Annotated in this window: 16 protein-coding genes; 5 read left to right on the plus strand and 11 right to left on the minus strand. The window is 33.2% G+C overall.

Annotated features, from left to right (window positions below; all coding sequences use genetic code 11):
• Positions 1-72: 72 nt before the first annotated feature.
• The 4 genes from CLV73_RS04020 to CLV73_RS04035 form a co-directional block, all read right to left on the minus strand.
• Positions 73-519: a MarR family winged helix-turn-helix transcriptional regulator gene (locus CLV73_RS04020; RefSeq protein ID WP_100375578.1), complete on the minus strand. Its 447-nt coding sequence runs from the start codon at positions 517-519 to the stop codon at positions 73-75.
• A 167-nt stretch (positions 520-686) separates the two neighbouring features.
• Positions 687-1610: an ABC transporter ATP-binding protein gene (locus CLV73_RS04025; protein ID WP_100375579.1), complete on the minus strand. Its 924-nt coding sequence runs from the start codon at positions 1608-1610 to the stop codon at positions 687-689.
• 249 nt (positions 1611-1859) lie between these two features.
• Complete coding sequence (locus CLV73_RS04030; RefSeq protein WP_100375580.1) at positions 1860-2831, minus strand: iron ABC transporter permease; 972 nt, start codon at positions 2829-2831, stop codon at positions 1860-1862.
• A gap of 17 nt (positions 2832-2848) precedes the next feature.
• Entirely contained in the window at positions 2849-3403 is a 555-nt protein-coding gene (locus tag CLV73_RS04035) for a TlpA family protein disulfide reductase (protein ID WP_100375581.1), read from the minus strand.
• A gap of 33 nt (positions 3404-3436) precedes the next feature.
• Here CLV73_RS04035 and CLV73_RS04040 point away from each other — a divergent pair, with 33 nt between their 5' ends.
• Together CLV73_RS04040 and CLV73_RS04045 are read left to right on the plus strand one after the other, a co-directional pair.
• Positions 3437-4561 carry a ferredoxin--NADP reductase gene (locus CLV73_RS04040; protein ID WP_100375582.1) on the plus strand — a complete coding sequence of 375 codons (1125 nt, stop codon included), beginning with the start codon at positions 3437-3439 and terminating at the stop codon, positions 4559-4561.
• A complete protein-coding gene (locus CLV73_RS04045; RefSeq protein ID WP_100375583.1) occupies positions 4558-5175 on the plus strand; it encodes a SanA/YdcF family protein in 618 nt (205 codons plus the stop codon). The genes CLV73_RS04040 and CLV73_RS04045 overlap by 4 nt, the downstream gene beginning before the upstream one ends.
• Here CLV73_RS04045 and tamL read toward each other — a convergent pair.
• Positions 5172-7763 (minus strand): translocation and assembly module lipoprotein TamL, encoded by a 2592-nt coding sequence (tamL, locus tag CLV73_RS04050; protein WP_100375584.1) that lies wholly within the window; start codon positions 7761-7763, stop codon positions 5172-5174. The genes CLV73_RS04045 and tamL overlap by 4 nt on opposite strands.
• Here tamL and CLV73_RS04055 point away from each other — a divergent pair.
• Positions 7749-8477 (plus strand): TrmH family RNA methyltransferase, encoded by a 729-nt coding sequence (locus tag CLV73_RS04055; protein WP_100375585.1) that lies wholly within the window; start codon positions 7749-7751, stop codon positions 8475-8477. The two genes, tamL and CLV73_RS04055, sit on opposite strands and share 15 nt — an antisense overlap.
• Before the next feature lie 36 nt (positions 8478-8513).
• Here the strand turns inward: CLV73_RS04055 and CLV73_RS04060 are convergent, their stop codons facing one another.
• The 5 genes from CLV73_RS04060 to porQ all read right to left on the minus strand — a co-directional run bounded on the left by CLV73_RS04060 (position 8514) and on the right by porQ (position 11609).
• The gene (locus CLV73_RS04060) at positions 8514-9011 is read right to left on the minus strand and encodes a phosphoribosyl-ATP pyrophosphatase (RefSeq protein ID WP_100375586.1); all 498 of its coding nucleotides are present in this window, start codon (positions 9009-9011) and stop codon (positions 8514-8516) included.
• 3 nt (positions 9012-9014) lie between these two features.
• Positions 9015-9323 carry a phage holin family protein gene (locus CLV73_RS04065; protein ID WP_100375587.1) on the minus strand — a complete coding sequence of 103 codons (309 nt, stop codon included), beginning with the start codon at positions 9321-9323 and terminating at the stop codon, positions 9015-9017.
• A 79-nt stretch (positions 9324-9402) separates the two neighbouring features.
• Positions 9403-9753, minus strand: coding sequence for a YtxH domain-containing protein (locus CLV73_RS04070; RefSeq protein ID WP_100375588.1), 351 nt, complete (start codon positions 9751-9753; stop codon positions 9403-9405).
• Positions 9754-9846: 93 nt separating this feature from the next.
• Positions 9847-10521, minus strand: a complete 675-nt coding sequence (gene cmk / locus CLV73_RS04075; RefSeq protein WP_100375589.1) for a (d)CMP kinase — start codon at positions 10519-10521, stop codon at positions 9847-9849.
• Positions 10522-10616: 95 nt separating this feature from the next.
• Positions 10617-11609 carry a type IX secretion system protein PorQ gene (gene porQ / locus CLV73_RS04080; protein WP_100375590.1) on the minus strand — a complete coding sequence of 331 codons (993 nt, stop codon included), beginning with the start codon at positions 11607-11609 and terminating at the stop codon, positions 10617-10619.
• Positions 11610-11775: 166 nt separating this feature from the next.
• On the opposite strand from porQ, the gene pyrH reads away from it, so the two are divergent.
• Together pyrH and frr are read left to right on the plus strand one after the other, a co-directional pair.
• Positions 11776-12483, plus strand: coding sequence for a UMP kinase (gene pyrH / locus CLV73_RS04085; RefSeq protein WP_100375591.1), 708 nt, complete (start codon positions 11776-11778; stop codon positions 12481-12483).
• 136 nt (positions 12484-12619) lie between these two features.
• A complete protein-coding gene (gene frr / locus CLV73_RS04090; protein ID WP_100375592.1) occupies positions 12620-13174 on the plus strand; it encodes a ribosome recycling factor in 555 nt (184 codons plus the stop codon).
• A gap of 64 nt (positions 13175-13238) precedes the next feature.
• Here the strand turns inward: frr and CLV73_RS04095 are convergent, their stop codons facing one another.
• The gene (locus tag CLV73_RS04095; protein WP_100375593.1) at positions 13239-14333 is read right to left on the minus strand and encodes a DUF695 domain-containing protein; all 1095 of its coding nucleotides are present in this window, start codon (positions 14331-14333) and stop codon (positions 13239-13241) included.
• Positions 14334-14435: the final 102 nt, after the last annotated feature.

Here is a 14435-nt window from a genome sequence, read left to right on the forward strand (position 1 = left end):
TATTTGTAATTGTTTTAATTCTTTTGGCATTCTGAAAAATTCTTCCTTCGTCTGAATGACATGACGTAAAATTTATTTCCTGTTGTTTAAGTCCGTGGCTATTTTCATGATTTCACACATTACTTCTTTAAATGTTTCCATTTTTTCCGGCGAAATCTTTTCCATCACTCTTTTATTAAAGTTTACAACAACCTCTTTAGATATATTTCTGGAATTAAGACCTTTATCTGTAAGTTTAATAATAACTTCACGCTTATCAGTAGTTGTTTTTTCCTTATAGATATATCCGTTGTCTTCCAAAAGTTTGATAATTCTTGTAAGAGAAGTTGGTTCAATAGCCATTTTAGGACCCAGATTCGTACTTCTTGTTCCTTCTTTAGGATCTATTTTAAGAAGAGTAAGGGCTTGTACAGCCGTAGAATCATGCTCTTGGGCCAATTCTGTGTACATTTTAGAAACAGCTAACCAGGTCTGTTTTAAAATTAAGTCTACATTTTCTATTTTATCCTTATTATCCATCAATATTTTTTTGTAATGGTTTTACCCAAATTTAGCAAATATTATGCATGCATAATATTTATTAACGTTAAAATTTGTTAATGCACTGAAAATAAAAGGGTTAAATTGTATGACAAGCATAATACTATGCATGCATAACATATGGATTTTATAAAGAAAAAGGGAGATTAGTAAATGGTTTTCACGAAATTAACGATTTCCTGGAAAGATTCGCATTGACATTGTAATGAGCTACCGGAAATCAACCAAAAGTTGTTTTGAAATTCAAAATTTAGAGCCGAAAGATCTTTTTGAAAGTTTTTTTGAAGTAAAGAATACAACATTTCTTTATAAAAATCAGGGGCAATGATTTTCGGAGCCACAAACTGATCGTTAATTTGAAATAGAGAAGCGTTCGTCAATTCTTCATGCTGCAGCAAAATATCCTCAACAACTCCTGAGTATAAATGTCCGTCTTTAATATACCAGATTTTGTCTGCAAACTCCTTCGCCAAACGCCAGTCGTGAGAAGAGAAGAGGATTAATTTATTCTGTTCCTGAGCTAATTTCCGAAGCGTTTTGAGAATAATAATCTTATTTTTTTCGTCTAAATGTGTTGTAGGTTCATCCAGAATAATAACCGAAGAATTCTGCGTTAAAGCTCTTCCAATAAAAGCTTTCTGAAGATTACCGTCTGAAAGGTTCTTAAGTAATGTGTTTTTGTACTGTACCAGATCAAGCTTTTCGATAATATGAAAAACTTCTTCCCGGTCTTTTTTACTGAGCTCAAAATAAAACGGATAATAGATATATTTTCCTAAAGAGATCAAATCTTCAACCGTGTAATTCTGCGGAACAATAGATTTCGAAAAAACAACTGCTATATTTTCAGCAATTTCTTTAACAGAAAGACTTTTTACATTTTTATTATTGATAGAAATCTCTCCGTTTAAAAGTGGAATCTGATGTAAAATAGATTTGATTAAAGTAGTTTTTCCCACACCATTATTGCCAATTAACAAGCATACCTCTCCCAAATTCAAATGAGCGTCTGCGTTTGAAATTAAGGTTTTGTTGTAGCCTATTTTTGCTTGGTTGATTTTTAGATGCATTTTCTTTTTTATTTCTCGCAAATTTTGGAGATTACGCAGATTTTTATTCTGTTGCTAAATTATATGTTTAAATTTTGCATTTAGTTTGTCAATGCTGGAAGCATCTCTACAAAATTAGTTTAGATTCCTGTGGAATGACAAACTGAGCGTTTTAAATTTAATAATAAAAATTATTCTCAATCATTTGCACAATCTGCCAAATCAGCGAGAGATTTTAAAATTAACAATTTACTCATTCAAAATTAACTTTCATACTTTATTCTGTCTTAAAAGCATCATCAAAATTACAGGAATTCCGAAAACGGAGCTTATTACATTTAAAGGAATCTGTGTTTTTTCTGCAATAATGGAAAAGAACAACATAATCAGCATTCCTAAAAACATATTTAAAATCCATTGTTGCCAAAGTTTAGCAGGATTATAAATTAATCTACAAAAATGGGGAACAATAATTCCTATAAATAAAATAGGACCTAAAAAAGCTGTGACTGATGCCGAAAGCAATGAAGAAGCAACAATGATGAATATTTTCAACTGATTCAAATTGACTCCTAAACTTTGTGCATATGAACTGCCTAATGAATTCCCAATTAAGGGTTTTATGCTTTTAAAACATACAAATAAGCCAAACAATACTAAAACAGATAACACATAGATCTGATTTCTTGTAACCATATTATTAGCTCCGAAAGACCATAAAATATAGTTTTTTAAACTTTGATTTTCAGCATAAAACTGAAGCAGAGAAACTATAGCTCCTGCAAAAGCCGAAATCAGAAACCCAAATATAATGAGATATGATTTATCCTGAAATTTATTAGACATTGATAATAAGATCAGCATCAATAATAAACTTCCTCCAATTGCGGCTAAACTTAAAAAACTGTTTTGAAGAAATTCAGGAATAAGAATGTCATGTGAAAAAAAGATATAAAAAGCGACGGATAAACTTGCTACTGAAGTGATTCCCAAAATATCCGGCCCTGCTAAAGGATTCTGAAAATATTCTTGCATCAGAAATCCTGAAGTAGGAATGGAAATTCCAGCCAAAAGCATTACCAATACCCGATTGACTCGGATTTCTGCAATTTGGCTATTGGCCGAATCCTGAAAAAAATCATGGAGATGTAAACTTAAAAATCCTGTGTTAAGATTGATGATCGCGGTTAATACAATTGCGACTATTAAAATTAAACACAGGATCTTAAACTTATTGGACATTATAAAAGTCTAAAGTTTTATTTTAATAAAGAATTGATCTTCTCGTTTAATTGTTCTTCACTGATCATTCCTAATGTTTCATCAGTCTTTTCACCTTTTCTCATAAATGTAAAAGGAATAGCATTGCCAGTCCACTGCTTAAAATTATTTTTGAAGAAATTTCCGTCCATAAGCTGTCCATCCACAAGAACTGTATGATCCTGAATTCCATGTTCAGCTACAAAACGGGGAACTTCTGTATTCCATGCTTCTTTCTGGTCTAAGCTTATAAAGGTAATTTTTATTGGTTTTCCTTTTAATTCGTCGATCTTATTTTTAAAATGTGGTATTTCTTTCACACAAGGTCCGCACCAAGTGGCAAAAAAATTGGTTACGTATAATGTATCATTTTTTTTGTTTAAATATTCTGAAACTTTATCCAGTGTAAGCATTTTCAATGGAGCAACCGCAGAAGCTGGTTCTGGAGCTGAAATAGAATCTGTTACCATAGCAGTTTCATCATTTTTCTGACTTTCCTTTTTGCAGCTTGCCAAAGCAAATAGAACAAGCGTGGATAAAATTATCTTCTTCATAAATTATTTTTTATCTATTTTTGATATTGAAGTATGGAACAACAAATCTATAAGGGGAAACTGACACAGTTTCATTGGTTAAAAATAGCGAAAAAGGTAGAACTTACCAAAAATACTTTCTCTCTGGAGTTTGAAATTCCCGAGAATTTAAAAGCAAATTTTAAGTTTGAAGCAGGACAGTTTGTGAGCTTAAAATTTCAGTCTCATGGCGAGGATGTTATTAATGATTATTCAATGACTTCTGCACCTTATGAGGAAAAAATATCTTTAGGAATAAAAGTAAATTCTCCCAATGGGGCAACTTCTCAATTATTCCAAAACTATAATGTAGGTGATGAATTGCTGGTAAGCGAACCAAGTGGAAGATTTACATTGGTTTCTAAACCCAGTGAGTTCAGAACAATTGTCGGTTTTGCTGCCGGAATAGGGATTACCCCAATTTTAAGTCATTTCAAGAATATTCTTCATAATGAGCCCAGAACAAGGTTATTTTTATTTTTTGGAAATAAAAGTTCGGAAGATTTAATTTACAGGGAACAATTGGACAGTCTGGCCAGAACTTGTGGTGACAGGCTACAGATTTTCTATTTTTTCTCACAGGAAAAAACTTCTAACAGCTTTTTTTATGGAAGACTGGATGAAAAGAAATTAGCCTTAATTATTAATCAAATTCTGCATTTGGATGATACAGATGAAGAATCAACGATTTGGGATGCCGTAGATGATGTTTTGATCTGTGGAAAGGGAGAGATGATTAAAACCTTAGCCAATGCCTGTTATCATCACGGGATTCCGAAAAAAAATATTCATTTTGAACTTTTCGAAGAGTTTAATGACGATATTTATCCTGTAGAAAAAGAGTTTCCGCTTATCGAAAATGTAGAAATGGAATTCAAAATATTAGGACAAAAATATGAAACTGAACTCCCTACCAATAAAGAAAAGATTCTGCAGCAGTTGCTTATTCAGAAATTCCCTGTACCTTATTCCTGTAAATCGGGAATCTGCGGAAGCTGCGAATGTATTTTGGAAGAAGGAGAAGTTGAACTGCTTGAGAACGAATATTTAACGGAAAAGGAAGAAGAAAAAGGGCATATTTTAGCCTGTATGTCTATTGCTAAAAGTAAAAAAATAAAGCTTAACTTTGATTTTAGTTGAGAATTTTAAAAAACATATATAAACTTTTTGTTGCGTCAATAGAACTTGGTGTTTTATTGATTATTTTAGCGAATGCCTGGGTTTTTGCTCTTACCAACGGAAGAACGTACACCAAAATTTCCAAAATACCACCAAGGGAAATCGCTCTAGTATTGGGAACTTCACCTAAGATGAGATCAGGAGTTTCCAATCCGTATTTTACGAAAAGAATGGATGCGGCGGCTTTACTTTATCATCATGGTAAAATAAAGAAAATAATCGTAAGTGGAGAAAAAAGTAAAGGATATAATGAACCTGGTGCTATGAAAAATTATCTGGTATACGAAGAGGGGGTTCCTGAAGAAATTATTATCGAAGACCCTAAAGGATTCAACACTTACAAAAGTATTTTACGCTGTAAAAATGTTTATAAAGGCAAACATGTAATCATTGTGTCACAGGGCTTTCATAACCTTCGTGCTTTATTTTTTGCAAGAAATAATAATATGAATGCACTGGGATTTGATGCTCAGGATGTAAATAAGCCGGAAAGCTACTACAGAAACCAGTTTAGAGAGGTTTTCGCTCGAACGGCTGCTGTAGTATATTATATTTTAGGAATCTCTCCGGATTAGAAAGGATACCCGAAACCAATATTAAATGTAGGCTTCAAAGGGTTAAATTCCTTAAATCTCCATTTTTCTCCCTGAGGTTTATTCGGATCATAAATTTTGTAGGCAAAGTCAAATCTAAGTTTGATATAAGCGATATTTAGCCTTATCCCGACACCGCTACCTACACCAACCTGTCCCAAAAATTTATTGAACTTAAACTGATCATTAAATCCGTTATCTCTTAGACTCCAGATGTTACCGATATCGGTAAAAACAGCTCCTTCATACATATCATTAAAAGGAACCCGGTATTCTATATTGGTAGTCAGTTTCAGGTTATCCATAACGTAAGTACGTACTTTTTCATCCACCTGAGAATCTGCAGGTCCTAAACCTCCGAAAACAGTCCAGGCTCTGATATCATTCGGACCTCCGTTAATATATGAACGAATCACCGGCATTGAAGAAGAGTTTCCATAAGGAATTCCTATTCCTACAAATTGTCTTAGTACCAATGTTTGCTCTCCAAACTTGAAATATTTTCTTATATCAAAATCAAATTTTACAAATTGAGAGTAAGGTACTCCAAATATGGTGCGTTGAGGGTTGGATGCCACAACACTTTCTTCTCTTTTCTGGTTAAAAATACTAGGAATGTTACCTGCCAATTCTACCTTCCCATTAAAATAGAATGGATTCTCATAGTCTTTTTTTGCAATTTCATTATAAATAAAATTATAAATCATTGAAGAAATGATCACATCCTGTGTCTGTCTGTCTTTATTGATCAAAGACTGATGGAAGCTGTTCAGATTATTTGCCTGCTCTGTACCAAGACTGTTTTTATAGTCGTTATTATTAATGATCATTCCCGAAACTTCATCCCCTGAAAGTAAGCCATTATCATACTTTTGTTTAGTATCGGGGTCAAATAAAAAGTAATCCTTAAATACTTCGTCTCTGATTATGGCATCATTTACGAAGTAATCGTAATAAGCACTTTTATTCTTGGTTAAACTCAATTGCAGATTAAATAATGTCAGTTTATGGGTAACCCTGTCATTCACATTGGCTGCATAATTAAGCCCTGTATTAAAGTTGATTCTACCCAATCCAATATTATTCTGAATAGATGATCCTAAAAGAATAGAAGTAGTAGGAGTGTAACGTTTAGGAATCAGCTTGTAATAATTGAAAGGAAGTAACAATCTGGGGAAATTAAGAGCAACCTGGGCCGTCAATTCATAAGCTAAAATTCTTTTATCCAGGTTTTTAGGATTTTTAACCGAACCGAAAGTTCCTGCCACACTGGTCGATAAGTTTTCTGCTCCTCCAAAAACATTCCGGGTGGTTAAATCTACAGATGGGGCAACCCCAAAATTCAAAATCGGTGAATAATTAACGTCTGTAGCTACTTTTATATCATATTTGTCAAGTGGTTTTAAAACATACAGAACATCAACTATACTATCATTCGGAGCAGTTCCGCCACCACGCCTTAAGGAATCCTTCGCTTTCAGAATACTGAAGTTGTTCATTGACAGGATATTCCTTTTTGTTACATCAAGCTGTTTCTGATCATAAATAGACTTCGGGGCTACAATAATTGATCTCCATAATGCAGGAGTTTTATACTGCTCATTTATTTTATGAAATCTTATTCTTCGTAAACTGTCTTTTTTTGTATTCTTGGGAAAATCGCTCATTCTGTCTACGATGGCTACATCTACATTTCCTATAGTTGCAATTTTATAAGGTGTATTTACAGAATCTTTATGAATTTCCAAGGTTAAAGGTACATTTTTAGTGCTCTTCAAAGAGTCTGCTACAAAGCTGACTTCTTCTCCCGAAACATTAAATTTATAATATCCCTGACTTCTCATTAGATCATTAATCCTATTGACTTCCTTTTCCAATATGGTCTGGTCAAGAATTTGTCCTGATCTGATAAGGCTTTTATTTATATTCAGCTGATAATTTGCTTTTATTCCCGGATCAGGAATGTTATAGTAATATTCTTTAATGAATGTAGGATCATTATGTTTAATATAATAGATTGTCTGAGCCTTTTTGGAAGTGGAGTCAGTTACATTTTTAAAGTTCACTTTTGCATCCCAATATCCTCTGTATCCCATTCTGTTTTCAATGGATTCCGCTCCTTTTTCCGTTTTTGTAGGATCTAAAATTACGGGCGCAGATCCCCATTTATGATATAATCTATCCCAAAATAAGCTTTTCCCGACACTGCTTTTCATATCATATTTCAAGAAAAGAGAATCTCTGAGTTTTTGATTTCTCATTTCATTGGGATAACTCATATATTCATTAAAAAACTCGTCATATTTCGGATCAGCAGCATTATACAGCCATAAACTCAACGGCATAAAAAGAAACTGCTTTTTATTAGGCTTTTGCTGTACATATCCCTTTAATTCACTATCAAAAGGCTGTTTTTCATCTTCAAACTCAAATGAATTTTTAGTAAGCAAATATTCTCCATCCGGAACTTTTTTGGTGGTACTACAAGCATAAAGCAACCCTACAAATGTTGCAAATGATATAATTTTATAATATTTTTGAGGAGAATTCATAAAATGCTTACAGCTCATACAATAAAAATTTTACAGTCTTTAGATAAAAAGAAGTTCAGACAAAAATACAATTTGTTTTTGGTTGAAGGTAATAAAACCATTCGAGAACTCTTCAATTCTAACTTTAAAATTAAAGAAATATTCTCTACCGATCCGCAAAAATTAGACCACGTCAATGTCCCTGTTACTCATATCTCTGAAAATGAATTGAAAAAAATAAGTTTTCTGATGAATCCTAAAGATTCTGTAGCTGTTTGTTATCTGAATGAAGAGCAAAATGAAATAAAAGATCAAAAAATTCAGCTGGTTTTAGATGGTATTCAGGATCCAGGCAATTTAGGAACCATTATCCGTTTAGCAGATTGGTTTGGGATAGAACAGATCATTTGCAGTGAGGATACGGTAGATTTTTATAATCCTAAGGTAATCCAGGCTACAATGGGCTCATTTACGAGAGTGAATGTTGTTTATACCGCTCTTACACCATACCTTTCCAATACCAAAAACATCAACGTAGGAACAGATATGATAGGAGAGAACCTTTATACTTTTGAAAAACCTGAACATTTAAATTTAATTTTAGGAAATGAAGGAAACGGGATGCGCCCGGAAACCGAAAAATTACTTCAAAAAAACATCACTATTCCAAGATTCGGAAAATCTCAGTCTACGGAAAGTCTGAATGTCTCTATGGCTGCAGGAATTATTTTAGGTCAATTATTCTCAAAATAAAAAAGAGGTCAGAAAATAGCATTTCTGACCTCTTTTTTAAATCAACTGTTCCAGACTTGAAACACTTTTATTTTTCTGGTATTCTTCCAGTTTTTTTCTTACCATTTTTAATGCAATAGGAGCAATATAGATTAGAGCCGCACCTATTAATTTTTTCTTCCAATTGGAACTTCCCATATTCTTTTTTGCGTAATTTCCTACAAGAGCGGTTACTCCCAGTTTTACCACACTATCCAAAGCGTTTCCTTTAAATGCAGAAGTAGCAATTCCTAAAGCTGTATTCTTATTCATAAATACATCTTTCACTTCAGTAGCAAGTTGCTTGGCAATTACATCTTTTCTTAAAACGATTTTCTCATCTCCATCTTCATCTACTTTCTCCTGCAGATACTGATCCGTAAGTCCGTTCGTAAATGCACTTAAACTTTCTTTTGTATTTTTAAAAGTTAATAGTCCTTCTAAATCATTAATTTCGTTTTTTAATAATTTTTTCTTGATTCTTAACTCCTGTATGCTCTCATATTTTGCACTCATGGTCTAATGATTTAAAAATTTTATTACCTTATCTGCTACAGAATATACTATTTTTTGTTTGAAAACTGCAATGAAGATCATAATAACAAAATAAAATGCAGCAACAATTAAAAAACCGTAAGAAGTATTATCCAGTGCTTTTCCTATAAGAAATGCTATTCCAAAATTAAAAAGAATAATGAAAAATGCAAAAGCAACCAGCATGATGACAAGATAAGTAATAATACCCGCGGAAAGCGAAGATTTCTCCGTAGCTTCCAGTTTCAGCAGATCTATCCTTTTCGATGCATATTCTTTAATAGTTTCTATCATTGTTTTTGTTTAAAGTTACAAAAAAAGGAACTTTAGTTCACAAAGTTCCTTCTTATAATTTACTCAAAAAATAAATTATTTATGATTTCAGATCATTCAATTCTGCTTCTACATCTTTTACAACATCTGTAGTTTTAGCAACTATCTGATCTTTATATTTATCATAGCCATCCTTTACAGTATGAGCTACACTATTTGCTGTTTCTTTAAAAGTAGACGAGATACTGCTATACTGATCTTTTACCTTTTCAGAAACTTCTCCGTACTTATTTTTAGCCTGATCTTTCAGATCATTTGCTTTATTTTTAATTTTCTTTCTTGTTTCTTTACCTTCTTCCGGAGCATAAAGCATTCCTAAAATAACTCCTGCAGCAGCTCCTGCAAGAAGTCCTGCTAAAATTCCAGCTGTATTGTTTCCTTTTCTAGACATTTCTTGTTTTTTTAATAGTTAATAAATTAGTTTTTACGATAAAAATAATTACAATTAACATACCAAAGGAAGGAAAAAGGCTATTAAAAATTGTTAAATCTTCTGAATATAAGCCAGTATACTTTCTATGGTCTGTTCTTTAGTAAGAAGACTGTTGTCTATGACAATGGCATCATCGGCCTGCCTTAATGGCGCAATTTCTCTTTCACTGTCTATTCTGTCACGTTCAATCAGATTGTCTTTTACCTGCTGCTCTTCAGCCTGTATTCCTAATCCTATAAGTTCCTGATATCTTCTTTTAGTTCTTTCTTCTATACTTGCTGTAAGAAAAAATTTGTAATCTGCATTGGGAAGAACCACCGTTCCTATATCTCTTCCATCCATAATAACTCCCCCTTTTTCAGCTAAGGAACGCTGAGATTGTAACAGAAAATCTCTGACTTCTTTCTGTTTTGCCACCAAGCTTACATTATCTGAGACTTCATTGGTTCTAATCGGTTTGGAAATATCAATATGATTAAGAAAAAGAACAAGTTCAGTTCCTACATTTTTAAATTCCAATTCAATCTGATCAAACGAAGAAAAGAGCTCGTTCAAATTGATTGTTCCATCTTCATTAAGGCAATTCTGAAGAGCAAACCAGGTTACTCCTCTGTAAAGGGCTCCCGTATCTAAGTGAATCAGTCCAAGTCGTTCAGCAATAACTTTGGATATTGAACTTTTTCCGGTAGATGAGTACCCATCAATTGCGATTACAGGTTTTTTCATACCGCAAATTTCAAGAAATTTTCTTAAAAAGCAAGAAACCCTAAGAGATTTTCTTAGGGTTTCTTCATATTTATATTTAAAATTTCGAATGCTGATTAATATCCGGCATGGCTTGTAAGGTCTACAGAAATTCCTATCTGATTGACATTAGAAGAGTTGTGGTATCTCACATGAGCGTAATCAATCCTGAATCTTGAAAGCTTAATTCCGAAACCACCTGAAAGACCGGAAAAGTTTCTCTGATCGGCAACGGCCAATTCGTTCCCTCTTTTTACATTATATCCTAATCTTATATTGAAGCTTTTTTCCGGGAAAAGTTCAGCTCCGATAGAAAAGTGATCGGCAATCTTTCTTCCGATATTTACTTCCTGGCCGTCTACATTATATTGAGAAGAGATATCAAACTGCTGGATGTCATGAGCCGTAATCGTAACTGCTAAAGGAATCGTCTTTAAAATCCTTGTATATCCTAAATCTATTCTGAAAGGGAGATTTTCTCTTGTTCCATTAAATGATTTGAACTGATATCCGAAATTTCTCGCCACCGCAGATACGGTTTCTTTGCTTTTTTTATTGTGATACGTAATTCCTGCCGTTCCTGAAATGGCAGAAGAGGTGTAATTATCAATTTTTGAAGTGATAAAATTTAGCCCACCTCCAATCGTCCAGTCTTCTTCAAACTGATAAGCATATCCTGCTCCAATTGCTATATCTGAAGCTGAAAACTCACCATTTTCAAAACCGCTTTCATCTGTTCTGGGAATATTGCCATAACTCATATAACGGGCATTGATAGTAGCCATATGACCATTCTCAAAATCTTTGGCGTAGGCAATGGTTCCATATTTTGAATCAGCAAGATAAGCTGCTCCGTTCACGGAAAGTTGTTGATCTGAATCTTTATTGAGTAATGCCGGATTTGCTATTGCAAAGGAAACATCATAATCTCTTATCGTAATTGCATCTCCTCCCAAAGCTGCTTGTCTGGCAGATACAGGAATATTTAAGAATGGATAAACATTTGTTCCTGTTTGTGCATAAGAAACAATTCCTGACAGAAATAATGAAAAAATGATAACTTTCTTCAATTCAATTTATAATTAATGCAAAAATAATTCTTTTTCGTATGTATCAAAATATTTAGAACATTATTTACACCTAAATATTTTTCTTTTTGCAATATTTTTAATGATTATATTTGCACCATCAAATTTAAAAGAATTTGGTTCTAAAATAAACTCTTAAAAATAAAAGATGAAATATAAAAGAATCCTTCTAAAACTTAGCGGTGAAGCCTTAATGGGAAACAGACAATATGGTATTGATAATGAAAGGCTGCAGGAGTATGCTTCGGAGATCAAAAAAGTGGTTGATAAAGGGTGTGAAATCGCTATCGTAATTGGAGGAGGAAATATTTTCCGTGGAGTAGCCGGAGCTGCGAAAGGAATGGATAGAGTACAGGGCGACTATATGGGAATGTTGGCAACTGTAATCAACGGAATGGCTCTACAAGGTGCATTGGAGGATGCAGGAATTAAAACAAGACTTCAGTCTGCTATAGAAATGGATAAAGTAGCTGAACCTTTCATCAAAAGAAGAGCGGTAAGACATCTTGAAAAAGGCAGAGTAGTTATTTTTGGGGCCGGAACAGGCAACCCATATTTTACTACTGACACGGCAGCTACATTAAGAGCTATCGAAATTGGTGCTGATGTAATTTTAAAAGGAACAAGAGTGGACGGAATCTACGACAGCGATCCTGAAAAAAATGAAAACGCCGTAAAATATAATTCATTATCTTTCGACGAAGTTTATGCTAAGAATCTTAAAGTAATGGACATGACTGCTTTTACTTTAAGCCACGAAAATAAATTGCCAATTATCGTATTCGATATGAATAAAGATGGTAATTTGGAAAGAATTGTTGATGGAGAGAATGTGGGGACTTTAGTGGATTTGTAAATAAAGAGCCAGGTAAAAAGTAGAAAAGGCCAAGTAGAATAGAGGTTATAAGGTTTGTAAGTAACTAAACTTTTTACTTATTTCTTTTAACTTGAACCTCATTATAATGTGTAATTTATCAAATTTTTATTATATAATGGAAGAATTAGATCTTATATTAGAATCTGTAAAACAGGACATGGATGCAGCAGTAAAGCATTTGGATCATGCATTTCAAAGAATTAGAGCAGGGCGTGCTTCTACAACTATGGTTCAGGATGTGATGGTAGAATATTACGGAGCAATGACTCCTATCAACCAGGTTGCAAACGTTTCTATTCCGGATGCGATGACAATTTCTATTCAACCTTGGGATGCAAAGGCAATTAATGATATTGAAAAAGCTATCATCAATTCAAATTTAGGTTTTGCACCTTCCAATAACGGAATCAATATTATCCTTAATGTACCGCCTTTAACGGAGGAAAGAAGAAGAGATTTGGCAAAACAGGCTAAAAGTGAAGCTGAACAGACTAAAATTGTGATAAGAAATGCAAGACAAGACGGTTTAAAGGAACTTAAAAAGCTTGATGGTGTTTCTGAAGATGTTGTAAAAGGAGTGGAAGCAGAAATTCAGGTGCTTACCGACAAATATGTTAAACTTTGTGATGAACATTTGAAAGTAAAAGAAGCAGACATCATGAAAGTATAACTTTCGCGATAGAATATAATCAAAAAAGAGGTTTTCAATTGAAAACCTCTTTTTTCTTTTTGTTTTAGCTATATTTAAACCTGTCGAAAGTCTGCCAGTATTTATCTTTATAAATGTGATATTCAATGTTTAATTGATCTGAATATTTGGTTATCATTTCGTGGGTAATCCTGGATGAATCTCTAAATTCTCTGCACGCAAAGAAAATTTCTCTGAGATTATCTGCAGTTTCTCTGCCTATATTTAAATAGCCTTCAGTATCGATAAGAACATCATTCAGCTCTTCTTCAAAAGCATTCATTGCATGCATATCTTCTGGATTTGGCAACCCGTTATTGTCTTTTCCTTCATAACGGATTTCGATCTTTAAAACCCAGGGGTGTGAGGCTTTATGATTCCATTCCAGAACAGTGGTATTGGCAATCGCAAAATAAGGTTTTCCATTACTGAGAGCCGCTTCGAAACTTCCCCAACTGTCTTTTTGGGCAGAATACCTTTTATGTTGGTATTTTTGTTCGAATTCGCTTTCTCTCCATACAAGATAGTCTTTCAGCTTGGCAATAGGAATAAGTTCTTCATTTTCCTGATCATTTCCTTTTATCTGTAAATGATCAATCATGGTTGCGGAAGATAATTCGCCCAAAAGATTATTCAGGTAGATATATACTCCGTTTATAATTATATTTTTTTCTGCTTCGCTGAATTTATCGTATACTATTGTAAGATCTATTTCGTCGGGATAATTATCATCCTGAGTCGCATAAAAAAACAGATTCTCTGTAGTAAAGGTGTGATTTTCTATTTTTATCTGGAATTTGGAAACATCAACTTCAGGTTTTAGTGCTGTAAATCTCCAATTATTAATATCAGGAGCTGATTTTATAAGATCTTCTACAAAGACAATATTCTTAATATTTGTATCAGCAGTTAAAATCAGTTCTGCAGTCTGGCTATCATACATTCCTGTATGAAAATAAACTCCGTCTTTGATCTGATTCAGCTTCGACATCATTGTATCAAAAAAGACTTCTTCTATCTTTTCTCCGTTATGTATTGTTTTCCAGAGTTTTTTCTGGTGGGCCATAAACCAATCCCAAAAATCTTTGTGGGTAACAATATTTTCGTACTTAGAAGGGAACATTCTACGTAAAAACTTCATCTATTTGTGTATCTATTTGTATTAAGACAAAATTAAGAAAGAAGTTTCTAAAAATATTCTTAATTATATTAAATTTTTAAATGTTTTTAATATTTTTTCATT

Source organism: Chryseobacterium geocarposphaerae, assembly GCF_002797535.1.
GTDB lineage: Bacteria > Bacteroidota > Bacteroidia > Flavobacteriales > Weeksellaceae > Chryseobacterium > Chryseobacterium geocarposphaerae.